At 74.1% G+C, this 23,967-nt stretch carries 18 protein-coding genes; 14 read left to right on the top strand and 4 right to left on the bottom strand.

Going from position 1 to position 23,967, the window contains the following annotated elements:
- Positions 1–252: 252 nt before the first annotated feature.
- From ACFY61_RS25405 to ACFY61_RS25360, 10 genes are all read left to right on the top strand, one after another.
- The gene (locus ACFY61_RS25405) at positions 253–2,451 is read left to right on the top strand and encodes an ATP-binding protein (protein ID WP_389475643.1); all 2,199 of its coding nucleotides are present in this window, start codon (positions 253–255) and stop codon (positions 2,449–2,451) included.
- Between the two features lie 85 nt (positions 2,452–2,536).
- Entirely contained in the window at positions 2,537–4,117 is a 1,581-nt protein-coding gene (locus ACFY61_RS25400) for a PucR family transcriptional regulator (protein ID WP_389475413.1), read from the top strand.
- Positions 4,118–4,405: 288 nt separating this feature from the next.
- Positions 4,406–5,851, top strand: coding sequence for an aldehyde dehydrogenase family protein (locus ACFY61_RS25395; protein WP_389475411.1), 1,446 nt, complete (start codon positions 4,406–4,408; stop codon positions 5,849–5,851).
- A gap of 146 nt (positions 5,852–5,997) precedes the next feature.
- Positions 5,998–7,968: an acyl-CoA dehydrogenase family protein gene (locus ACFY61_RS25390; protein ID WP_389475409.1), complete on the top strand. Its 1,971-nt coding sequence runs from the start codon at positions 5,998–6,000 to the stop codon at positions 7,966–7,968.
- 162 nt (positions 7,969–8,130) lie between these two features.
- A complete protein-coding gene (gene dxr / locus ACFY61_RS25385; protein WP_389475407.1) occupies positions 8,131–9,381 on the top strand; it encodes a 1-deoxy-D-xylulose-5-phosphate reductoisomerase in 1,251 nt (416 codons plus the stop codon).
- Positions 9,378–10,679, top strand: coding sequence for a M50 family metallopeptidase (locus ACFY61_RS25380; RefSeq protein ID WP_389475405.1), 1,302 nt, complete (start codon positions 9,378–9,380; stop codon positions 10,677–10,679). Before dxr ends, ACFY61_RS25380 begins: the two co-directional genes overlap by 4 nt.
- Before the next feature lie 174 nt (positions 10,680–10,853).
- Positions 10,854–12,011: a flavodoxin-dependent (E)-4-hydroxy-3-methylbut-2-enyl-diphosphate synthase gene (gene ispG, locus ACFY61_RS25375; protein ID WP_389475403.1), complete on the top strand. Its 1,158-nt coding sequence runs from the start codon at positions 10,854–10,856 to the stop codon at positions 12,009–12,011.
- 177 nt (positions 12,012–12,188) lie between these two features.
- Positions 12,189–13,031 carry a GNAT family N-acetyltransferase gene (locus tag ACFY61_RS25370; protein WP_389475641.1) on the top strand — a complete coding sequence of 281 codons (843 nt, stop codon included), beginning with the start codon at positions 12,189–12,191 and terminating at the stop codon, positions 13,029–13,031.
- Between the two features lie 46 nt (positions 13,032–13,077).
- Entirely contained in the window at positions 13,078–13,629 is a 552-nt protein-coding gene (locus tag ACFY61_RS25365; protein WP_389475401.1) for a GNAT family N-acetyltransferase, read from the top strand.
- 9 nt (positions 13,630–13,638) lie between these two features.
- Positions 13,639–15,342 carry a proline--tRNA ligase gene (locus tag ACFY61_RS25360; protein ID WP_389475399.1) on the top strand — a complete coding sequence of 568 codons (1,704 nt, stop codon included), beginning with the start codon at positions 13,639–13,641 and terminating at the stop codon, positions 15,340–15,342.
- 277 nt (positions 15,343–15,619) lie between these two features.
- Here ACFY61_RS25360 and ACFY61_RS25355 read toward each other — a convergent pair whose 3' ends face one another.
- The 4 genes from ACFY61_RS25355 to ACFY61_RS25340 all read right to left on the bottom strand — a co-directional run bounded on the left by ACFY61_RS25355 (position 15,620) and on the right by ACFY61_RS25340 (position 18,645).
- Entirely contained in the window at positions 15,620–16,648 is a 1,029-nt protein-coding gene (locus ACFY61_RS25355) for an SPFH domain-containing protein (RefSeq protein ID WP_389475397.1), read from the bottom strand.
- Positions 16,649–16,710: 62 nt separating this feature from the next.
- Positions 16,711–17,607, bottom strand: coding sequence for an aminoglycoside phosphotransferase family protein (locus ACFY61_RS25350; RefSeq protein WP_389475395.1), 897 nt, complete (start codon positions 17,605–17,607; stop codon positions 16,711–16,713).
- A gap of 16 nt (positions 17,608–17,623) precedes the next feature.
- Positions 17,624–18,073 (bottom strand): ferritin-like domain-containing protein, encoded by a 450-nt coding sequence (locus ACFY61_RS25345; protein ID WP_389475393.1) that lies wholly within the window; start codon positions 18,071–18,073, stop codon positions 17,624–17,626.
- A complete protein-coding gene (locus ACFY61_RS25340) occupies positions 18,070–18,645 on the bottom strand; it encodes a hypothetical protein (protein WP_389475391.1) in 576 nt (191 codons plus the stop codon). Before ACFY61_RS25340 ends, ACFY61_RS25345 begins: the two co-directional genes overlap by 4 nt.
- Positions 18,646–18,819: 174 nt before the next feature.
- Between ACFY61_RS25340 and rimP the strand changes: the two genes are divergently transcribed.
- From rimP to infB, 4 genes are all read left to right on the top strand, one after another.
- Positions 18,820–19,317, top strand: coding sequence for a ribosome maturation factor RimP (gene rimP / locus ACFY61_RS25335; protein WP_389475390.1), 498 nt, complete (start codon positions 18,820–18,822; stop codon positions 19,315–19,317).
- 2 nt (positions 19,318–19,319) lie between these two features.
- Positions 19,320–20,327 carry a transcription termination factor NusA gene (gene nusA / locus ACFY61_RS25330; protein WP_389475388.1) on the top strand — a complete coding sequence of 336 codons (1,008 nt, stop codon included), beginning with the start codon at positions 19,320–19,322 and terminating at the stop codon, positions 20,325–20,327.
- Between the two features lie 114 nt (positions 20,328–20,441).
- A complete protein-coding gene (locus tag ACFY61_RS25325; protein ID WP_389475386.1) occupies positions 20,442–20,720 on the top strand; it encodes a YlxR family protein in 279 nt (92 codons plus the stop codon).
- Positions 20,721–20,868: 148 nt separating this feature from the next.
- Positions 20,869–23,958: a translation initiation factor IF-2 gene (gene infB / locus ACFY61_RS25320; RefSeq protein ID WP_389475384.1), complete on the top strand. Its 3,090-nt coding sequence runs from the start codon at positions 20,869–20,871 to the stop codon at positions 23,956–23,958.
- Positions 23,959–23,967 lie beyond the last annotated feature (9 nt).

Raw genomic sequence — 23,967 nt, 5'->3', positions numbered from 1 at the left:
GGGCCGGGGGAGGGGCCTCGGCATGCTCCGTTCGGTAGTGGTGGCCGCGTGTCCTTGTCCGTGACGGCCATAGAGGGACCCCGCTCACCCCTCCGGACGCACGCCCCGCACCGCCTCCTGGCCCCGCTCCGCCGCAGCCCCGGCGCGCTCCGGCGACCGGGCCGGCCGACCGGGGCCGGCTCCGCCCGCGGGGCGGCCACGGGCACTAGATTGAGCGCCGCAGCAATGGAAACCGGCAGGGGGCAGGGGTTCATGGACACCGACGGCACGCACGGCAGCACGCACGACGCCACCCGGCGCGCGGGCCAGGTGCCGAAGCCCGCCGGCCCCCCGCCCCTCCCGCCCGTGCCCCTCCCGCCCGTGCCCCTCCCGCCCGTGCCCGGCGCGCCGGCGGCCGGTGGCCCGCCGCCCGGCGGCCCCGCGGCCGGGGTGCCGCCCCGCCCCGCCCACGCCCCCGGCCCGGCCACCGCCTTCGCCGACTGGCTGCGCACCCCGCGCCGCCCCGAAGGGCCCGGCGTCTGGGCGTACGGGCACGTCCCGCGGCCCGCCGAGGAGCCCGAGCCCACCCCCACCCGCCAACTGGTCAGCGGTGCGCTGATCTCACTGCTGGCCGGGCTGCTGCTGTGGTCCCTGCTGTGGAACGGCTACCTCGGCGGGTTCTGGCTCTGGCCCCTCTACATGTTCACCCCCGACTCCTGGGCGAACCGGCTGCCCTCCGTCGTCGCCTCCTACGTCTGGTACGCCCTCGTCGCAGGAACGCTCCTCTACGGCTTCGGACGGCTCGGCCGCTGGGCCGAACTCGGCCGCCGCGTCGTCCGCGGCCCCGCCGAACGCGCCGCCGTACGGGCCCGGCACCCCGAACCCCCCGCCCCCGGCGGTCCCGCCGACCCCGCCGAATGGCCCCAGCTGCGCGCCGCCGGCCTGGACGCGGCCGCCGACCGGCTGCGCGCCGACGCCGCCGCCGGGCGGATGAACGACGTCGACGCCGCCCGCATCCGCCGCGCCTGGGACTCCGTACTCGCCGACCCCGCCCGTCGCGCCGCCTTCGCCGACGCCGTCCACGACCGCGGCGCCGGGGCCTGCGTCCATCCGTCCGGCGCCCGGGACCTGCCCGTCCGGGCCGCCCGGCACGACCTGCTGGCCCGCCAGGTCCGGCTCGGCACCGTCGAGGACGGCCCGCGCAACCCCTACCCGCGCCGGGGCACCGGCCTCGCGCTCGACCCCGCCGTGCTCGGCACCTCGCTGCTCGCCGTCGGGCCGCCCGGCACCGGCAAGACCAGCCGGCTGGTCCGGCCGGTCGTCGAGTCCCTCGCCCTGCAGGCCCTCGCCGGCCAGGCCGCCGTCGTCGCCGTCTGCGCGGCGGGCACCCCGCTCGGCCCGGACGAGGCGTACGACGTCGTCGTCCGGATCGGCGACCCCGCCACCGCCCACGACCTCGACCTGTACGGCGGCACCACCGACCCCGACGAGGCCGCCACCCTGCTCGCCGAAGCCTTCGTCGGCGACGTCCCCGGCACCGACGTACGCCGGGCCGCCACCGCCCTCGCCCAGCTCCTCGGCCCGTTCCGCACCGCCCACGGCCGCTTCCCCGGCGTCCCCGAACTGCGCGAACTCCTCGACGGGGTCCCCGCCGCCCTGGACGCGCTGCGCCACGCCCTGCACACCGCCGGGGAGGACGGCATGCTCCGCGAACTCGACGCCAGGGCCCGCCAGGCCGGCGCGCACGGCGACCCGGGCCCGCTGCTCGCCGACCGGACCGCCCTGCTCGACCGGCCCGCCTTCCACGGGTTCTTCGACACCACCGGCCGGCACGGCCGCCCCTTCTCCCTCCGCAGCCTGGAACACCCCGTCCGGGTCCGCGTCGACCTGCCCGAACGCGGCCACGCCGACGCCTCCCGCATGCTCGCCCGGCTGCTGCTCGCCCAGTTCGCCGCCGGCGCCACCGCCCGCGCCGACCGCTCCCTGTTCGCCTTCCTCGCCCTGGACGACGCCGCGCACACCCTCACCCGGGAGACCGTCCGCGGGGTGCAGCGGCTCCGCTCGGCCAACGCCGGGGTCCTGCTGGCCCTGCGCAGCCTGGACGACGTACCGGAGGAGCTGCGCACCCCCCTCTTCGGGGCCGTCGGCTGCCGCCTGGCCTTCTCCGGGATCACCACCTGGGACGGCCGGCGCTTCGCCGAGGCCTGGGGGACCGAGTGGGTGGAGGCCAGGGACGTCACCAGCCGCACCGTCTTCGCCGACCAGCCCCTCACCCGGGCCGTCCACGCCTTCCGCAAGCTGGTCACCGGCAAGGCCGTCACCACCGACGCCGTCACCGTCCGGCAGGTGGAGCGCGAACGGTGGTCGGCCTCCGAGCTCGCGCACGCCGTACCCCCAGGGCACGCGGTGCTCTCGCTGACCTCGGTCCGCGGGGAGCGGGCCGCCCCGCTGCTGGTCCGGCTGGAGGGCTGAACACACCGGGAACCCGTACGGGGTGGCAGAATCGAGCTGAGCCGTTCATACGCCACGGCGAAAACCGCCTCCCGGAAAGCCCCAGATGCCGCTCACCCTCGCCTCGCTCGTCCAGCACTCGGCGCTCAAGCTCAGCGTCCGCGCGGGGGAGGGCCGCCTCGACACCCCCGTGCGCTGGGCCCACGTCAGCGAGCTCGCCGACCCGGTGCCGTACATGGAGGGCGGCGAGCTGCTCCTCATCACCGCGATGAAACTGGACGCCGAGGACCCGGAGGAGATGCGCCGCTACGTACGGCGGCTCGCCGCGGCGGGCGTCGTCGGCATCGGCTTCGCCGTCGGCGTGAACTACGAGGCCATCCCGGAGGCCCTGCTCGCGGCCGCGCGGGAGGAGGACCTGCCGCTGCTGGAGGTTCCGCGGCGGACCCCGTTCCTCGCCATCAGCAAGGCCGTCTCCGCGGCCCTCGCCGCCGACCAGTACCGGGCCGTCACCGCCGGGTTCGAGGCCCAGCGGGAACTGACCCGCGCCGCGCTGTCCGCCGACGGGCCGGTCGAACTCCTCACCCGGCTCGCCGCGCACGTCCAGGGCTGGGCCGCGCTGTACGACTCCTCCGGCGCCGTGGTCGCCGCCGCCCCGGAGTGGGCCGCGCGGCGGGCCGCCCGGCTCACCCCCGACGTGGAACGCCTCCGGGAGCGGCCCGCCCCGGCCAGCGCGGTCGTCGGCGGCTCCGAGGACCGGGTCGAACTCCAGTCCCTGGGCACCGGCCGGCGCGCCCGCGGCGCCCTCGCGGTCGGCACCGGTGCCCCGCTCGGCACGGCCGAACGGTACGCGGTGCACTCCGCGGTGGCCCTGCTCACCCTCACCACCGAACGCTCCCGCTCGCTGCACGAGGCCGAGGCCCGGCTGGGCGCGGCGGTGCTGCGGATGCTGCTCGCCGGCGAGGCGGAGCACGCCCGGGCGGTGGCCGGCGACCTGTACGGGGCGCTGCTCGAGGCCCCGTTCCGGCTGGTCATCGCCGAACCCGCGGTCTCGGGCGCCGACCGGCAGGAGGGGCTGGCCCTGCTCGCCGACGCGGTCGAGGCGGCGGCCGGGCGGGCCGGCGAGGCGGTGCTGCTGGTCCCGGACCCCGGGCGGCTGGTGCTGCTCGCGGGGGAGGGCGGGGCGGCGGTGCAGGCGGTCGCCGACCACGCGGAGGCCCAGGAGTCGCGGCGGGGCCGGGACGCGACCGGCCCCGAGCCGGACGAGGTCGTCGTCGGCCTGTCCGCCACGGCGGACCCGGCGGGCGCGGGGGCCGCGTTCAAGCAGGCCGACCAGGCCCTGGCCGTCGCCCGGCGGCGGGGCCGCCCGCTGGTCGAGCACGAGGACCTGGCGGCGGGGTCGGTACTGCCGCTGCTGGCGGACGACGCGGTGCGGGCCTTCGCGGACGGCACGCTGCGGGCGCTGCGGGAGCACGACGCGACGGGCCGCGGCGACCTGGTGGCCTCGCTCCAGGCGTGGCTGTCCCGGCACGGCCAGTGGGACGCGGCCGCGGCGGACCTCGGCGTGCACCGGCACACCCTCCGCTACCGCATGCGGCGCGTCGAGGAGATCCTCGGCCGCTCCCTGGACGACCCGGACGTCCGCATGGAACTCTGGCTGGCCCTCAAGGCCACGACCCCGACGCTCTGACCCACCCCGGGCCCCGCAGGGCTCTGCCCCGACCCCCGCGCCCACTCGCCGGCGAGCCCGGAACCGCGGCCCGGCCGCGCCCCAAGCCCGAGCGGCGTTCGAGCGGGCCCCGTCGGAGGCGCCGGGGACGGCCGGGGCCGGGCGGCATGCGCGGGCCGCCGGCAACAGTGACAAAGCGGCGAAGGCGCAGCCGCCCCCGCTCCAGTGCGGACAAGCGCCAGACCGCCCCCGCCGCCCTACCTTGGGAGGGACAGGCACCACCGCACACACCGAAGGGCCGGGATCCGCATGACTTCCACCCACGCCTTCTGGCTCGCCGGCCGCCAGGCGACCGGCGAGGACAGCTTCGACGTCCACAACCCGTGGGACGGCCGTCTCGTCGGCACCGTCAGCGTGCCCACCGACGCCCAGGTCGAAGAGGCAGTGGCCGCGGCGTACGCCGTGACCGCGGAGTTCTCCGCGACCCCCGCCCACGTCCGCGCCGCCGCCCTGGACCACGTGTCCAAGCGCCTCGCCGAGCGCACCGAGGAGATCGCCCAGCTGATCTCCGCCGAGAACGGCAAGCCCATCAAGTGGGCCCGCGGCGAGGTCGGCCGCGCCGTCTCCGTGTTCCGGTTCGCCGCCGAGGAAGCCCGCCGCTTCAACGGCGGCGAGGCCCAGCGCCTCGACACCGACGCCGGCGGCGTGGGCCGCCTCGCCCTGACCCGCCGCTTCGTCAAGGGCCCGGTCCTCGGCATCGCCCCGTTCAACTTCCCGCTGAACCTGTGCGCCCACAAGGTCGCCCCGGCCATCGCCGTCGGCGCCCCCATCATCCTCAAGCCCGCCCCGGCCACCCCGCTGTCCGGTCTGATCCTCGGCGAGCTGCTCGCCGAGACCGACCTGCCCGCCGGCTCCTGGTCCGTGCTGCCCGTCGCCAACGACAAGATGCCGGCCCTGGTCCAGGACGAGCGCCTGCCCGTCATCTCCTTCACCGGCTCCGACAAGGTCGGCTACGCCATCCAGCAGTCGGTGCCCCACAAGCACTGCACCCTGGAGCTCGGCGGCAACGCCGCCGCCGTCGTCCTCGACGACTGGTCCTCCGAGGCGGACCTGGACTGGGCCGCGACCCGCATCGCGACCTTCTCCAACTACCAGGCCGGCCAGTCCTGCATCTCCGTGCAGCGCGTGATCGCCGACGCCTCCGTCTACGACCGCCTCGTGGAGAAGGTCGTCGCCAAGGTCCAGGCCCAGGTCACCGGCGACCCCGCGGACGACGCCACCGACGTCGGCCCGCTGGTCTCCGAGGACGCCGCCAAGCGCGTCGAGTCCTGGGTGGACGAGGCCGTCGCCGCCGGCGCCAAGCTCCTCACCGGCGGCAAGCGCGAGGGCGCCTCGTACGAGCCGACCGTGCTCGCCGAGCTGCCCGACGGCGTCACCCTGGCCTGCGAGGAGGTCTTCGGACCGGTCCTCACCCTGCACCGCGTGGAGAACACCGACGAGGCCTTCGCCAAGGTCAACGACTCGAAGTTCGGCCTGCAGACCGGCGTGTTCACCCACAACGTCCAGACCGCGTTCCGCGCCCACCGCGAGCTTGAGGTCGGCGGCGTCGTCGTCGGCGACGCCCCCTCCTACCGCGCCGACCAGATGCCGTACGGCGGTGTCAAGCAGTCCGGTGTCGGCCGCGAGGGTGTCCGCTACGCGATGGACGACTACACGTACGAGCGAGTCCTGGTCCTGACCGGCCTCGACATCTGATCCCGTACGGCCAAAAAGCCGACGGCCGGAGCCTACTGTGCGGGGGCTCCGGCCGTCCCCCTTTTCCCCGGGGACCGGAACGGGTACGACTCACAGGTAGCACCCAGCGGTAGCGTCCCCGACCCGGCGGCGAGGTGAGCCCCCTCATGTCCGCAACACAACCCGCACAGCCTGCCCAGCCAGCCCAGCCCGCACAGCCCAAGGTGACCGAGCGCGAGGCACGGCAGGTCGCGGAGGCGGCCCGCGAGTCCGACTGGCGCAAGCCCAGCTTCGCCAAGGAACTCTTCCTCGGCCGGTTCCGCCTCGACCTGATCCACCCCCATCCCCAGCCCGCCGCCGAGGACGTCCGCCGCGGCGAGGCGTTCCTGGCCCGCATGCGCGAGTTCTGCGAGACGCAGGTCGACGGGCGGCGCATCGAGCGCGAGGCCCGCATCCCCGACGAGACCGTGCGCGGACTCAAGGAGCTCGGGGCCCTCGGCATGAAGATCGACCCCAAGTACGGGGGACTGGGCCTCACCCAGGTCTACTACAACAAGGCCCTCGCCCTGGTCGGGTCGGTCAGCCCGGCCATCGGCGCCCTGCTGTCCGCGCACCAGTCCATCGGCGTGCCCCAGCCGCTGAAGATGTTCGGCACCCAGGAGCAGAAGGACGCCTTCCTGCCCCGCCTCGCCACCACCGACATCAGTGCCTTCCTGCTCACCGAGCCCGACGTCGGCTCCGACCCGGCCCGGCTCGCCACCACCGCCGTCCCCGACGGCGACGACGCGTACGTCCTGGACGGGGTGAAGCTGTGGACCACCAACGGGGTGGTCGCCGACCTCCTCGTGGTCATGGCCCGCGTCCCCAGGAGCGAGGGCCACAAGGGCGGCATCACCGCCTTCGTCGTCGAGGCCGGCTCGCCGGGCATCACCGTCGAGCACCGCAACGCCTTCATGGGCCTGCGCGGCCTGGAGAACGGCGTCACCCGCTTCCACAACGTCCGGGTGCCCGCGGCGAACCGGATCGGCCCCGAGGGCGCCGGCCTGAAGATCGCCCTCACCACCCTCAACACCGGCCGGCTCTCCCTGCCCGCCATGTGCGTCGGCGCCGGCAAGTGGTGCCTGAAGATCGCCCGCGAGTGGTCCGGCGTCCGCGAGCAGTGGGGCCGGCCCGTGGCCAGGCACGAGGCGGTCGGCGCGAAGATCTCCTTCATCGCCGCCACCACCTTCGCCCTGGAAGCCGTGGTCGACCTCGCCTCCCAGATGGCCGACGAGGACCGCAACGACATCCGCATCGAGGCCGCCCTCGCCAAGCTGTACGGCTCCGAGATGGCCTGGCTGATGGCCGACGAGCTGGTCCAGATCCGCGGCGGGCGGGGCTTCGAGACCGCCGAGTCGCTGGCCGCCCGCGGCGAGCGCGCCGTCCCCGCCGAACAGCTGCTCCGCGACCTGCGCATCAACCGCATCTTCGAGGGCTCCACCGAGATCATGCACCTGCTGATCGCCAGGGAGGCCGTCGACGCCCACCTGTCGGTCGCCGGCGACCTCATCGACCCGGACAAGGACCTCGGCGACAAGGCGAAGGCGGGCGCCCGCGCCGCCGGGTTCTACGCCCGCTGGCTGCCCAGGCTCGCCGCCGGCCCCGGCCACGTCCCCACCAGCTACCGCGAGTTCCACCCGCGCGGCCACACCGACCTCTCGGTGCACCTGCGCTACGTCGAACGCACCGCCCGCAGGCTCGCCCGCTCCACCTTCTACGCCATGTCCCGCTGGCAGGGCCGCATGGAGACCAAACAGGGCTTCCTCGGCCGGGTCGTCGACATCGGCGCGGAACTCTTCGCCATGAGCGCCGCCTGCGTCCGCGCCGAACACCTGCGGGCCACCGGCGACCACGGCCGCGAGGCGTACCAGCTGGCCGACGCCTTCTGCCGGCAGTCCCGGCTGCGGGTGGAGGAGCTCTTCGGCCGGCTCTGGGCCAACACCGACGACCTCGACCGCAAGGTGGTCGCCGGAGTGCTCTCCGGCACCTACACCTGGCTGGAGGAAGGCGTCCTGGACCCGTCCGGCGACGGGGCCTGGATCGCGGACGCCGCCCCCGGCCCCTCCCAGCGGAAGAACGAGCACCGCCCCTACCGCTGACCTCGGCCCGGCGCGTGGCGCTCCTCCTGCGCCACGCACCGGACCCGGTCACCGCCGCGGTCCTGGACCGCCTCGACCCGGTCACCCGCCGCCACCTGCGGCCTCCCTCCGCCGGGGGGAGGCCGTGTCGGGGCACCCCCGGGATGCGGCAAGAATGGGGGCATGAGCGACCGCCCAGCCCCCCTCGCCGATCCGCACCTCCTCTTCGACGCCGCGGCCGGCCGCCGGGACATCGTCATCCTCGGGTCCACCGGGTCCATCGGCACCCAGGCCATCGACCTCGTCCTGCGCAACCCCGACCTCTTCCGGGTGACCGCGCTGTCCGCCGCCGGCGGCCGGGCCGGGCTCCTCGCCGAGCAGGCCCACGCGCTGCGGGTGGAGAAGGTGGCGGTGGCCCGCGAGGACGCCGTACCGGCCCTGAAGGAAGCCCTGGACGCCCGGTACGGGGCCCAGCCGCAGCCGGAGGTCCTGGCGGGCCCCGACGCCGCCGCCGAGCTGGCCGCCTCCCCCTGCCACACCGTCCTCAACGGCATCACCGGCTCCATCGGCCTCGCGCCCACCCTCGCCGCCCTCGAGGCCGGCCGCACCCTCGCCCTCGCCAACAAGGAATCGCTGATCGTCGGCGGCCCGCTGGTGAAGGAGCTCGCCGCGCCGGGCCAGATCATCCCGGTGGACTCCGAGCACGCCGCCCTCTTCCAGGCCCTGGCCGCCGGCACCCGCGCCGACGTCCGCAAGCTGGTGGTGACCGCCTCCGGCGGCCCCTTCCGCGGCCGCACCCGCGACGAGCTGGCCCGGGTCACCGTCGAGGACGCCCTCGCCCACCCCACCTGGGCGATGGGTCCGGTCATCACCGTCAACAGCGCCACCCTCGTCAACAAGGGCCTGGAGGTCATCGAGGCGCACCTGCTGTACGACATCCCGTTCGAGCGGATCGAGGTGGTCGTCCACCCCCAGTCGTACGTCCACTCGATGGTGGAATTCACCGACGGCTCCACCCTCGCCCAGGCCACCCCGCCGGACATGCGCGGCCCCATCGCCATCGGCCTCGGCTGGCCCCACCGGGTCCCGGACGCCGCCCCCGCCTTCGACTGGACCAAGGCCTCCACCTGGGAGTTCTTCCCCCTGGACGCCGAGGCCTTCCCCGCCGTGGACCTGGCCAGGCACGTCGGAACGACCGGCGGCACCGCCCCCGCCGTGTTCAATGCGGCGAACGAGGAGTGCGTGACCGCGTTCCTGGCCGGTCGGCTGCCGTTCACGGCAATCATGGATACGGTCGCAGCCGTGGTCGATGAGCACGGGACGCCCGGACGGGGAACTTCCCTGACCGTCGCGGACGTCCTCGAAGCGGAGACCTGGGCCAGGGCCCGGGCGACGGAGATGGCGGCGAAGGCCGCCGCGGAGGCGCGCGCATGACAGCTTTCATGACGGTGGTCGGCATAGTCGTCTTTGCCGTCGGCCTGCTCTTCTCCATCGCCTGGCACGAGCTCGGACACCTCTCCACGGCCAAGCTCTTCGGCATCCGCGTGCCCCAGTACATGGTCGGCTTCGGCCCGACCATCTGGTCGCGGAGGAAGGGCGAGACCGAGTACGGGATCAAGGCCATCCCCATGGGCGGCTACATCCGCATGATCGGGATGTTCCCGCCCGGCGAGGACGGCAAGGTCACCGCCCGCTCCACCTCCCCGTTCCGCACCATGATCGAGGACGCCCGCTCGGCGGCGTACGAGGAGCTGCGGCCCGGCGACGAGACCCGGCTCTTCTACACGCGCAAGCCGTGGAAGCGGATCATCGTCATGTTCGCCGGACCGTTCATGAACCTGGTCCTGGCCGTGGCGATCTTCCTCACCACCCTGATGACCTTCGGCGTGAACACCCAGACCACCGTGGTGAGCTCCGTCTCCGACTGCGTCATCCAGCAGAGCGAGAAGAGGGACAGCTGCGCCCCCGGCGACCCCGCCGCCCCCGCCAAGGCGGCCGGCCTGAAGTCCGGGGACAGGATCGTCGCCTTCGACGGCAGGCCCGTGGAGGACTGGGCCGGGCTGCAGAAGGACATCCGGTCCACCCTCGGCCCCGCCACCATCACCGTGGAGCGCGACGGCCGGCGCATGGACCTCCAGGCGAACCTGATCGAGAACAAGGTCGCCAAGACCGACGGCAACGGCCGCTACGTCGAGGGCGAGTACGTCACCGCGGGCTTCCTGGGCTTCGCCCCGGCCGTCGGCTACGTCGAGCAGTCCTTCGGCCAGTCCCTCACCCGCATGGGCGACATGATGCAGGCCGGCGTGCAGTCGATCATCGACCTGCCCTCCCGGGTCCCCGCCCTGTGGAACGCGGCCTTCAACGGCGGCGAACGCGAGCAGGACGGCCCGATGGGCATCGTCGGCGCCGCCCGGGTCAGCGGCGAGATCTTCACCCTCGACGTGCCCGCCAAGAACCAGCTGGTGTTCTTCCTCAACCTGCTGGCCGGATTCAACCTCTCGCTGTTCCTCTTCAACATGCTCCCGCTGCTGCCGCTCGACGGCGGACACATCGCGGGCGCCCTGTGGGAGTCGGTACGGCGCAACGTGGCCCGGCTCTTCCGGCGACCCGACCCCGGCCCGTTCGACGTGGCCCGGCTGATGCCCGTGGCGTACGTGGTGGCGGGAGTGTTCGTCTGCTTCACCCTGCTCGTGATGATCGCCGACGTGGTGAACCCCATCAAGATCACCTGAATCCGGCGGATCCGCACCGGACACCGGGGAGCCGGGCACACCTGTGCCCGGCTCCCCGCGTTCGGGTGGCGGACCCCCCTCTGATGCGGGACCGGGCCCCGGGGTGGCGTAATCTCGAAGGCTGGAGCCCGCCGATCTCGGGACCTCGATCCACACCTTGGGGTTGCACAGCAGATGACTGCCATCTCTCTCGGAATGCCGTCCGTGCCGACGAAGCTCGCCGACCGGCGGGTCAGCCGCAAGATCATGGTCGGTTCCGTGGCCGTCGGCGGAGACGCACCCGTCTCCGTGCAGTCGATGACCACGACCCGGACCTCCGACATCGGCGCCACCCTCCAGCAGATCGCCGAGCTCACCGCCTCCGGCTGCCAGATCGTCCGCGTCGCCTGCCCGACCCAGGACGACGCCGACGCCCTCGCGACCATCGCCCGCAAGTCGCAGATCCCGGTGATCGCCGACATCCACTTCCAGCCGAAGTACGTCTTCGCCGCCATCGACGCCGGCTGCGCCGCGGTCCGCGTCAACCCCGGCAACATCAAGCAGTTCGACGACAAGGTCAAGGAGATCGCGAAGGCCGCCAAGGACGCGGGCACCCCGATCCGGATCGGCGTCAACGCGGGCTCCCTCGACGCCCGGCTGCTGAAGAAGTACGGCAAGGCCACCCCGGAGGCGCTCGTCGAGTCGGCCCTCTGGGAGGCCAGCCTCTTCGAGGAGCACGACTTCCGCGACATCAAGATCTCGGTCAAGCACAACGACCCGGTCGTCATGGTCGAGGCCTACCGCCAGCTCGCCGCCCAGTGCGACTACCCCCTGCACCTCGGCGTCACCGAGGCCGGCCCGGCCTTCCAGGGCACCATCAAGTCCGCCGTCGCCTTCGGCGCCCTGCTCTCCCAGGGCATCGGCGACACCATCCGGGTCTCCCTCTCCGCCCCGCCGGCCGAGGAGATCAAGGTGGGCATCCAGATCCTGGAGGCCCTCAACCTCCGCCAGCGCCGCCTGGAGATCGTCTCCTGCCCGTCCTGCGGCCGCGCCCAGGTCGACGTCTACAAGCTCGCCGAGGAGGTCACCGCGGGCCTGACCGGCATGGAGGTGCCGCTCCGCGTCGCCGTCATGGGCTGCGTCGTCAACGGCCCCGGCGAGGCCCGCGAGGCCGACCTCGGCGTCGCCTCCGGCAACGGCAAGGGCCAGATCTTCGTCAAGGGCGAGGTCATCAAGACCGTCCCCGAGTCGAAGATCGTCGAGACGCTGATCGAGGAGGCGATGAAGATCGCCGCCCAGATGGAGGCCGACGGCATCACCTCCGGCGAGCCCACCGTCGCCATCGGCGTCTGAACCGCCCCGCGAACGCCCCCCGGCGCCCCCGCCCGACCCCGGTCGGCGGGGGCGCCGCCGCGTCCACGGCCGCCCGTACGGGTACCGGCCGCCCGGCGCCCGGGGGAGCGAGCCGCGCCCGGCCATCGGGGGTACAGTGCACAGACCAGCAGACTTGCAGGGTGAGGCCCCCACGTGTTGACGCAGACCACCACCCGGGTCCTCGGGCCCGGCGACCTCGCCGCCGCGCTTGAGGTGCTCGAACGCGACCCGGTCGCGAACGCCTTCGTCACCTCCCGGGTCCAGGTCGCCGGTCTCGACCCGTGGCGCCTCGGCGGCGAGATGTGGGGCTACTACGCCGAAGGCGCGCTCCGCTCCCTCTGCTACGCCGGCGCCAACCTGGTGCCCGTCTGCGCCACCCCCGACGCCGTCCGCGCCTTCGCCGACCGGGCCCGGCGCACCGGCCGGCGCTGCTCCTCCGTCGTCGGCCCCGCCGAGGCGACCTCCGAGCTGTGGCGGCTGCTCGAACCGCACTGGGGTCCGGCCCGCGAGGTCCGCGCCCACCAGCCCCTGATGGTCACCGACCGGCCCTCCCCGGACATCGCCCCCGACCCCCTGGTCCGCCGGGTCCGCAAGGACGAGATGGACCTGATCATGCCCGCCTGCGTGGCCATGTTCACCGAGGAGGTCGGCGTCTCCCCGCTGGCCGGCGACGGCGGCCTGCTCTACCAGGCCCGGGTCGCCGAACTGGTCTCCACCGGCCGTTCCTTCGCCCGCGTCGAGGACGGCAAGGTCGTCTTCAAGGCCGAGATCGGCGCCGCCACCGCCCGCGCCTGCCAGATCCAGGGCGTCTGGGTCGACCCCGAGTTCCGCGGCCGCGGCCACTCGGAGACCGGCATGGCCGCCGTCGTCGAGTACGCCCTGCGGGACGTCGCCCCCGTCGTCAGCCTCTACGTCAACGACTACAACACCGCCGCCAGGGCCGCCTACCGCCGCGTCGGCTTCCGCGAGGTCGGCGCCTTCATGAGCGTCCTGTTCTGACGGCGGACGCTGTCGCAGGCGGGCGACGCCGAAGTATGGTCGCCGCATGGTGCTGCACTCGCCGGCCGGACTCGACATCGGCCCCCTCGACCTCGTGGCCCGCGTCGACGAGGCGCTGCGGGTCCAGGCCGTCGCCTTCGGCCTCAGCGAGGAGGAGGTCGGCATCCGGCGCTACCTCGTGCAGCGGCACATGTCCTGCCGGGGCGCCCGCGCGCTCGGCGCCTTCACCGAGGACGGGGCGCTGGCCGGCTTCGTCTACGGCATGCCCAACGACCGCACCCACTGGTGGTCCACCATCGTCGAGCCCTACCTGCGGGCCGGCGGACACGACGGCTGGCTCGACGACTCCTTCGCCATCACCGAGCTCCACGTCCACCCCGGCTTCCAGGGGCACGGCGTCGGCCGCGAGCTGATCACCCGGATCACCGACTCCGCCACCGAGCCCCGCTCCATCCTGAGCGCCGTCGACACCGACACCCCGGCCCGCGCGCTGTACCGCTCCCTCGGCTACCAGGACCTGGCCCGCCGGGTCGTGTTCCCCAGCGCCGCCCTGCCCTACGCCGTAATGGGCGCGACACTCCCACTGCGCCGCCGATAGCCTCCCGGCATGTCCACTCAGCACGCACCGCGGGTCAGGCGCATGTCCACCCTGATGGCCCGCACCCTCCGCGAGGACCCGGCCGACGCCGAGACCCTCAGCCACCGGCTCCTCGTCCGCGCGGGGTACGTCCGCCGCTCCTCCGCCGGCGTCTGGACCTGGCTGCCGCTCGGCAAGCAGGTCCTCGACAACGTCTGCCGCGTCGTCCGCGAGGAGATGGACGCCATCGGCGCCCAGGAGGTGCTGCTGCCGGCCCTGCTGCCGCGCGAGCCGTACGAGGTGAGCGGCCGCTGGTCGGAGTACGGCGACCTGCTGTTCCGGCTGAAGGACCGCAAGGGCGCGGACTACCTGCTGGGGCCCACCCACGAGGAGATCTTCACCCAGGTGGTGAAGGACCAGTGCACGTCCTACAAGGACCTGCCGGTGATGCTCTACCAGATCCAGACGAAGTACCGGGACGAGGCGCGGCCCCGGTCGGGCGTGCTGCGCGGGCGCGAGTTCCAGATGAAGGACTCGTACTCCTTCGACGTGACGGACGAGGGCCTGGCGGAGTCCTACCGCCTGCACCGCGAGGCCTACGTGCGGATCTTCACCCGGCTCGGACTGGACCACCGGATCGTCTCCGCCGTCTCCGGCGCGATGGGCGGTTCCGCGTCGGAGGAGTTCCTGGCCCCGGCGGCCGCCGGCGAGGACACCTTCGCCTCCTGCCCGTCCTGCGGCTACGCGGCCAACACCGAGGCGGTGACCTTCCCGCTGACGCCGGTGGAGGGGCGGCACGGGCCGGTGGAGGAGCTCGACACCCCCGACACCCCGACGATCGAGACGCTCGCCGCACACCTGGGCGTGCCGGCCTCCGCCACGCTGAAGAACCTCCTGGTGAAGGTGGACGGCGAGATCGTCGCGGTCGGCGTCCCCGGCGACCGCGAGGTCGACCTGGGCAAGCTCGGCGAGCACCTGGCGCCGGCGGTGGTGGAGCTGGTCACCGCGGAGGACTTCGCCGGCCGGCCCGACCTGGTCCGCGGCTACGTCGGCCCGCAGGGCCTGGACAAGGTCCGCTACCTGGCCGACCCCCGGGTCGCGCCGGGCACGGCCTGGGTGACCGGCGCGAACCGGCCCGACACGCACGCCCGGAACGTGGTCTGCGGCCGGGACTTCGAGGTCGACCGGTACCTGGACGTGGTCGTGGCCGAACCCGGTGACCCCTGCCCGTCCTGCGGGGCGGGACTCTCGCTGGACCGCGCGATCGAGGTGGGCCACATCTTCCAGCTGGGCCGCAAGTACGCGGACGCCTTCGGCCTGGACGTCCTCGGCCGCGAGGGCAAGCCGGTCCGGGTGACGATGGGCTCCTACGGCATCGGGGTCTCGCGGGTGGTCGCCGCGCTGGCCGAGCAGACGGCCGACGAACGGGGCCTGAGCTGGCCGGCGGAGGTCGCCCCGGCCGACGTCCACGTGGTCGCCGCGGGCAAGGCGGTCCAGCAGGAGCTGGCCGCGCGGGCCGCGGACGCCCTGGCCGGCGCGGGCCTGCGGGTCCTGCTCGACGACCGGGCGGGGCTGTCGCCGGGCGTCAAGCTCACGGACGCGGAGCTGATCGGGGTCCCCTGGATCCTGGTGGCGGGCCGCGGGGCCGCGGAGGGCCTGGTCGAACTCCAGCACCGCCGCACCGCCACCCGCGAAACCCTCCCCCTCGCCGAAGCCCTGACCCGCCTCACGTAACCCCCACCACCCCGCGGCGCGGCGCTTGAGCGCGTCCTGGCGGGGCCGGGCGGTGGGGCGGCGCCTGCCCCCGGCTCGCGGGGCCCTGCCCCGGACCCCGCGCCTCGATCGCCGGCGGGGCTCTGTTCGCCGGGGGCGGGTGTTTCAGCCTGCGCGGCGTTTGAGCGCGTGCCGGGCGGCGGTGCCGGCCGGGTTGTAGAGCCCCGCCGGCGATCGAGGCGTTTCGGGAAGGGGCGGGGTGGGGGACCTGCCCCGCGCAGCGGCAGCCCCGCCGCGGCTACGGCCCGGGCTCCGGCGCCACGGCCTCGTCCGCCGTACCTTCCGCCGGCGGTCCACCCACCGACCCGCCGGACCCCGGCGCCTCCGCCCCGCCAGGGGCAGCCGACCGAGCCGAGCCGAGCGCGGGAACCTCCGCCCCGCCCGACGGGGCGATCGGCTCCGCCGAGCCAGGGGCAACCGGCTCCGCCCCGCCCGGGGCGACAGGCTCCACCCCGTCAGGGCCAGGGGCAGCCGGCTCCGCCCCGCCCGGGGCAGTCCGCGGCTGCGCCTCGGCCGCGCGTTCCAGGAACCGGAGCAGTTCCACCGGGAACGGCAGCACCAGCGTCGAGTTCTTCTCCGCCGCCACCGCGACCACCGTCTGCAACAGCCTCAGCTGCAGCGCCGCCGGCTGGTCCGCCATCACCCCCGCCGCCTCCGCCAGCTTCCGCGACGCCTGCAGCTCCGCGTCCGCGTTGATGACCCGCGCCCGCCGCTCCCGATCGGCCTCCGCCTGCCGGGCCATCGACCGCTTCATCGTCTCCGGCAGGGACACGTCCTTGATCTCGACCCGGTCGATCTGCACGCCCCACCCCACCGCCGGCGAGTCGATCATCAGCTCCAGCCCCTGGTTGAGCTTCTCCCGGTTCGAGAGCAGGTCGTCCAGGTCGGACTTGCCGATGATCGAGCGCAGCGAGGTCTGCGCCATCTGCGAGACCGCGAACCGGTAGTCCTCCACCTCGATGATCGCGTTCGCGGGGTCGACCACCTTGAAGTACACGACCGCGTCCACCCGGACCGTCACGTTGTCCCGGGTGATGCCCTCCTGCGCCGGCACGGGCAGCGTCACGATCTGCATGTTGACCTTGCGGAGCTTGTCCACGACCGGGACGACCATCGTGAAGCCGGGCCGCCGGATCCCCGGCCTGAGCCGGCCGAAGCGGAAGACCAGGCCCCGCTCGTACTGCTTCACCACCCGGGCGGCACCGGCGACGTACACCACCGCCGCGACGGCCGCGCCGACGGCCGCGGCCAGCAGTTCTTCGAACATGGCGGCCCCCTGGGCATCCGGAACGGTCGCCTCCGTACCTACGGTATGCCCGGCAGGCAGGCCTACAACCAGGCCGCGAACTCCAGCAGCAGCTCCGAGTCCCGGCGCCGGCCGGCCGCCAGCGCCCGCACGCCCGACTCCACCGCCCGGAACAGCGTCCAGCCGCGCAACCGGTCCCGGTCGACCTCCAGCGCGTCCGCCAGCTTGGTGACCCGGCGCCGCGCGCCCGCCGCGCCCGCCGACGCGGCCACCTGGTCCTCCAGCCGGTCCCGGACCAGCCGCGCCAGGTCGTACGCCCGCTCGCCGACCAGCGGCTCCGGGCCCACCGCCAGCCACGGTGCCCGCTCCCCGGCCAGCACCTTGCCCTGCCGGAAGTTGCCGTGCAGCAGCAGCTCCTCCGGCGCGAGCGCCGTCAGCTCGTCCCGCGCCGCCAGCGCCGCGTCGGCCAGGTCCCGCAGCTCGGCCGGCGCCGCCTTCAGCCCCGCCGACTGGCGTTCCGTCCGCTCCGCCACCGTCTCGAAGCCGTGCCCGGACGGCGGCGCCACCCACAGCCGGCGCACCGTGCCCCCCGCCTCCAGCAGCGCCTTCGCCTCCGGCAGGGACCGCAGGGACACCTCCGGCTGGAGGCGCTCCAGCAGCAGCGCCCCGTCGTCGTGCCGGGTGTCCAGCAGCCGCACGGCACCGAAGCCGCCCCAGTGCGCCAGGGCCGCCACCTCCCGGTCCGGCCGGGCGGCGGGCGGCGCCAGCTTCAGCGTCGCCGGCGTCCCGTCGGCGTACCGGACCAGCACGACGAGGCTGCTGCGACCGCCGGGGGCCTGCACCCGCTGGGCCCGTACCGCGCGGCGGTCCAGCGCCTCCTCGGCGAGGCCGGGGAGCCGGTCCAGCCACTCCTCGTTCTGCGCGGTGTCCGGCAGCTCGCCGAGCGCCCGTACGAGCCGCTCCGGCGGTTCGAAAGCCATGCGTGCGTGGTCCCCTTCAGCTGGTCCGGGCTGGTGCCGCGTGTTCCGCGAGCCCAGGGAAGGCTACGCCGCCGCCCCGCCAGCGTGCCGCCCGGACCGCCGCCTCGGTCAGCGCGTCGGCCGCCTCCCGGCGCAGCGCGCCGCCGGCGGCGCGCACCAGATCGGAGTACGCGCCGGCCACCCGCTCCTCCACCTCCGCGGCCAGCCGCGCCGCGTCGTCGGGGGTGCGCACCTCGAACGGCAGCCGGTACCCGGCCTCCGCCGGGCGGGGCGTACCTCCGAGCCGGCGCACCGTCCGCGCGAGGGCGTCGCGGCGGGCCAGGTGGGCGCCGTAGGCCTCCCTGGCCTCGGCCGCCCGTTCGCCGGACCGGGCGCCGACCACCCCGTACCCGTAGGCGGCGGCGTGCTCGGCGGCGAGTGCGGCCTGGGCCGCCTCCAGGGCGGCGGTCGCGGGGTGCTCGCTCATGCCGTGTCCTCCTTGGCCCGGGTCAGCAGGTGGTGGTGGACGTGCCCGCAGGCCGCCACCGAGGCCAGTACGCGGGCCAGCTCGCCGGGGGCGCCGGCCAGCTGGGCCGTCCGCGCCCCGGCCAGGGCGCGCTCGGCGGCGGCCAGCGCCTCCAGGGCGTCCGCCGCCCGGGCCGGTACGGGAGCGGCCGGCGAGGCCCCCGGGGTCGCACCGGCGGACGCACCCGCGGACGCACCCGGCCCGGCGGCGCGGCCGCCGTCCCCCGCCGGCGGGGGAGAGGCCGTCGCGCCCGGCCCGTCGGGGTGCAGCTCGGCGGCGTGCGCGGCCACCGCGGCCCGCAGGGGGGCGAGCACCGGCGCCAGCGCGGCGTGCGCCGCCAGGGTGGCGTCGTAACGTTCCAGCAGGTGGCGGCTCTCACGGACAGCGGCTTCGCGCATCCGCCGTTCGGGTGGAGCCTCGGCGTCCGGGCCGGAGCGCGCGCCGGTGTGCGTGCAGCCGGGCAGCAGCGTGGCGCCGAGCGCGCCGGCACCGGCGGCGAGCAGGCTTCTTCGCGTGGGCAGGGTCCACGGCACGGCGACGTCCTCGGGGGTGGTGGGGTTCTTCGTGGCAGGCAGTGATCACGGTACCCGGGGCGCCGTCCACAGGGCGGACGGCAACACCCTCCGCGACCGGATACCCTTTGACCTGACACACGCGATCCACGCGACGGAAACCACAACAGCACACGCGGCCGAGGAGTCACCCGGATGAGCACCACCCAGAGCGACAGGCTGCGCGGACTGCTGGAGCCGCTGGTCGCCGCGAGGGACCTGGACCTCGAGGACATCGAGATGTCCCGGGCGGGCAAGCGGCGGATGCTCCGGATCGTGGTGGACTCCGACGAGGGCGTGGAGCTGGACACCTGCGCCGAGCTGAGCCGCGAGATCTCCGACCGACTGGACGAGACCGACGTGATGGGCGAGGACGAGTACGTCCTCGAAGTCAGCTCCCCGGGCGCGGACCGCCCCCTCACCGAGCACCGGCACTACGTCCGGGCCGTGGGTCGTCTCGTGAAGTTCCAGCTGGCGGAGGGCGGCGACCTGGTCGCGCGCATCCTCGGCGTGGACGACGAGGGCCTGGACCTGGAGGTCCCCGGCCTGAAGGGCCGCAAGGCCACCACCCGCCGCCTCGCCTTCACGGACGTCGCCAAGGCGCGTGTCGAGATCGAGTTCAACCGCAAGGACAAGAAGGAAGAGGAGGCGTAGCCGTGGACATCGACATGAGTGCCCTGCGGGGTCTGGTCCGGGAGAAGGAGATCTCCTTCGACCTGCTCGTCGAGGCGATCGAGTCGGCCCTCCTCATCGCCTACCACCGCACCGAAGGCAGCCGCAGGCGCGCCCGCGTCGAGCTGGACCGCACCAACGGACACGTGACGGTCTGGGCGAAGGAAGACCCGCAGGATCTGGAGGAGGGCCAGGAGGCCCAGGAGTTCGACGACACCCCGTCGGGCTTCGGCCGGATCGCCGCCACCACCGCCAAGCAGGTGATCCTCCAGCGTCTGCGCGACGCCGAGGACGACCTGACCTTCGGCGAGTTCGCCGGCCGCGAGGGCGACGTCATCACCGGCGTCGTCCAGCAGGGCAAGGACCCCAAGAACGTCCTCGTCGACATCGGCAAGCTGGAGGCCATCCTGCCCGTGCAGGAGCAGGTCCCCGGCGAGGAGTACCCGCACGGCCTGCGCCTGCGCACCTACGTGGTCCGGGTGGCGAAGGGTGTCCGCGGCCCGTCCGTGACCCTCTCGCGGACCCACCCCAACCTGGTGAAGAAGCTCTTCGCGCTGGAGGTCCCGGAGATCGCCGACGGCAGCGTCGAGATCGCCGCGATCGCCCGCGAGGCCGGTCACCGCACGAAGATCGCAGTCCGGTCGACCCGTTCCGGGCTGAACCCGAAGGGCGCCTGCATCGGCCCCATGGGCGGCCGGGTGCGCAACGTGATGGCGGAGCTGCACGGCGAGAAGATCGACATCGTCGACTGGTCCGAGGACCCGGCGGAGATGGTCGCGAACGCCCTGTCACCCGCCCGGGTGAGCAAGGTGGAGATCGTCGACCTGGCCGCCCGCTCGGCCCGGGTGACCGTGCCGGACTACCAGCTGTCGCTGGCCATCGGCAAGGAGGGGCAGAACGCCCGCCTCGCCGCGCGGCTCACCGGCTGGCGCATCGACATCCGCCCCGACACCGAGCCCGCCGGCGGCGGGCAGGCGGGCGCAGCGGAATAAACCGCTACCGGCCGGGGTTCCGGCCGGGTAGACAGGAACCGACAGAACCAAGACGACAACCGTTCGATTTTTCGCCCGCAGGGGTGAGGTCGGTGCGGGGAGGTAGACTTAAGCGTGTCTGGCCGGACGCATGCCCGCGCATGCCCTGAGCGCACCTGCGTGGGATGCCGGGAGCGAGCGGCCAAACACGATCTGCTGCGCATCGTGGCGGTCGAGGACGAGTGCGTCCCCGATCCTCGCGGTACGCTGCCCGGTCGGGGTGCCTACGTGCACCCCGCCGTGGTCTGCCTCGACCTGGCGGTCCGCCGCCGGGCGTTCCCCCGGGCCCTCAGGACCCAGAGGACGCTCGACACGGCGGAGCTCCGCAAGGCCGTCGAGGCGGCGACACCGTAAGAAGAAGTACGGCACGGACACCCCGTGCGGTCAGGTACCTCGCGAGTTGGAAGTAGGTCGAGATTGCGATGAGCACTCGATGAGTACGCGATGAGTACGCCCATGAAGTAGCGACGGTCCGGCGTAACCCGGACCTAAAAGGAGCGAAGTGGCTAAGGTCCGGGTATACGAACTCGCCAAGGAGTTCGGAGTTGAGAGCAAGGTCGTCATGGCCAAGCTCCAGGAACTCGGTGAATTCGTCCGTTCGGCGTCCTCGACGATCGAGGCGCCCGTTGTACGCAAGCTGACCGACGCGTTGCAGGGACCCGGCGGTGGCGCCGGCAAGACCGCTGCAAAGCCCGGCGCGCCCCGCAAGGCGACGCCCGCCAAGCCCGCTGCGCCGTCCCCGGCGTCCGCGGCACGTCCCGCTGCCCCGAAGCCCGGCGCCCCGGCCCCCAAGCCGGCCGCCGCCGAGGCTCCGTCCGTCAGCACCCCGGTGACCCCGGCCGCTCCCGGCCCGCGTCCCGGTCCCAAGGCTCCGGCCCCGAAGCCCGCTCCGGCGGCTCCGGCCCCGGTCGCGGCCGAGTTCCAGGCACCCCCGGCCGCTCCGGCGCGTCCGGCCGCCAGCCCCGGTCCGCGCCCCGCCGGCGCGCGTCCGGCCGCCCCCGGCCAGGCCGGCGGCCGTCCCGGCGCGCCGCGCCCGGGTGCGACCCCCGGTGCCCAGGCCCCGCGCCCCGGTGGCTCCGCGCCGCAGGCCCCGCGTCCGGGCGCCCGCCCGGCCGGCCCGCGTCCCGGCAACAACCCCTTCACCTCCGGTGGCTCCACCGGCATGGCGCGCCCGCAGGCTCCCCGCCCGCAGGGTGCTCCGCGCCCCGGCGCCCCCGGTGCCGGCCAGGGTGGTCCGCGTCCGCAGGGTGCCGGCCAGCCCGGTCCCCGTCCGCAGGCCCCGGGCCAGGGCGGTCCCCGTCCCTCGCCGGCCGGCATGCCCCGTCCGCAGGGCGGCGCCCCGCGTCCGGGCGGTGCCCCGGGCGGTAACCGTCCGAACCCCGGCATGATGCCGCAGCGTCCCGCTGCCGGCCCGCGTCCGGGCCCCGGCGGCCGTGGCCCGGGTGGCCCCGGCGGTCGTCCCGGCGGCGGCGGCGGTGCCGGTCGTCCCGGCGGCGGCTTCGCCGGCCGTCCGGCCGGTCCGGGCTCCCGCCCGGCCGGTGGCGGCGGCGGCTTCGGCGGCCCGCGTCCCGGTGGTGGCGGCGGCTTCGGCGGCGGTCCCGGCGGTGGCGGCGGTGGCCGTCCCGGCTTCGGCGGCCGTCCCGGCGGCCCCGGCGGCCGTGGTGGCACGCAGGGCGCCTTCGGTCGTCCCGGCGGTCCGGCCCGTCGCGGCCGGAAGTCGAAGCGTCAGAGGCGCCAGGAGTACGAGGCCATGCAGGCCCCGTCCGTGGGCGGCGTGATGCTGCCCCGCGGCGGCGGCGAGACCATCCGCCTGTCGCGCGGTGCGTCCCTCACCGACTTCGCGGAGAAGATCAACGCCAACCCGGCGTCGCTCGTCGCGGTCATGATGAACCTCGGCGAGATGGTGACGGCCACGCAGTCCGTCTCCGACGAGACGCTGCAGCTCCTCGGTGACGAGATGAACTACCAGGTTCAGATCGTCAGCCCCGAGGAGGAGGACCGCGAGCTGCTCGAGTCCTTCGACATCGAGTTCGGCGAGGACGAGGGCGGCGAGGAGTTCCTCGTCGCACGTCCGCCGGTCGTGACCGTCATGGGTCACGTCGACCACGGAAAGACCCGGCTCCTCGACGCGATCCGCAAGACCAACGTGGTCGCGGGCGAGGCCGGCGGCATCACCCAGCACATCGGTGCGTACCAGGTGGGCACCGAGGTCAACGGTGAAGAGCGCAAGATCACCTTCATCGACACCCCGGGTCACGAGGCGTTCACCGCCATGCGTGCCCGCGGTGCCAAGTCCACCGACATCGCGATCCTCGTGGTCGCGGCCAACGACGGCGTCATGCCGCAGACCATCGAGGCGCTCAACCACGCCAAGGCTGCGGACGTCCCGATCGTGGTCGCGGTCAACAAGATCGACGTCGAGGGCGCGGACCCGGTGAAGGTGCGCGGTCAGCTCACGGAGTACGGCCTGGTGGCCGAGGAGTACGGCGGCGACACCATGTTCGTCGACATCTCCGCCAAGCAGGGTCTGCACATCGACTCCCTGCTGGAGGCCGTCGTCCTCACCGCCGACGCCTCGCTCGACCTGCGGGCCAACCCGGAGCAGGACGCACAGGGCATCGCGATCGAGTCGCACCTCGACCGTGGCCGCGGTGCCGTCTCCACCGTCCTCGTCCAGCGCGGAACGCTGCGCATCGGCGACACGATGGTGGTCGGCGACGCGTACGGCCGTGTCCGCGCGATGCTCGACGACAAGGGCAACAACGTCGAGGAAGCGGGTCCGTCGACCCCCGTCCTGGTCCTGGGTCTCACCAACGTCCCCGGCGCCGGCGACAACTTCCTCGTCGTGGACGAGGACCGTACGGCCCGCCAGATCGCCGAGAAGCGTGCTGCGCGCGAGCGCAACGCCAACTTCGCCAAGCGCGTCCGCCGGGTGTCCCTCGAGGACCTCGACAAGGTGCTCAAGGCCGGTCTGGTCCAGGAACTCAACCTCATCATCAAGGGCGACGCGTCCGGTGCGGTCGAGGCTCTCGAGTCCTCGCTGCTCCAGCTCGACGTCGGTGAAGAGGTCGACATCCGGGTCCTGCACCGCGGCGTCGGTGCGGTCACCGAGTCCGACATCGACCTGGCGATGGGCTCCGACGCCATCGTCATCGGCTACAACGTCCGTGCGGCCGGCCGTGCCGCGCAGATGGCGGAGCGCGAGGGCGTCGACGTCCGGTACTACTCGGTGATCTACCAGGCCATCGAGGAGATCGAGGCGGCCCTGAAGGGTCTCCTCAAGCCGGAGTACGAAGAGGTCGAGCTGGGTACGGCGGAGATCCGCGAGGTCTTCCGGTCGTCCAAGCTGGGCAACATCGCCGGTGTCCTGGTGCGGTCGGGCGAGGTCAAGCGCAACACCAAGGCGCGCCTGCTCCGCGACGGCAAGGTCGTCGCGGAAAACCTCACCATCTCCGGCCTGCGTCGCTTCAAGGACGACGTCACCGAGATCCGCGAAGGCTTCGAGGGCGGTATCAACCTCGGAAACTTCAACGACATCAAGGTCGACGACGTCATCGCGACGTACGAGATGCGCGAGAAGCCGCGCGTCTGACGCGAGGCA

It is taken from the genome of Streptomyces sp. NPDC012888, from assembly GCF_042900645.1.
Taxonomy (GTDB): Bacteria; Actinomycetota; Actinomycetes; order Streptomycetales; family Streptomycetaceae; genus Streptomyces.
The sequence above is the reverse complement of the archived record's forward strand: the minus strand, read 5'-3'. Positions and strand labels throughout refer to the sequence as shown.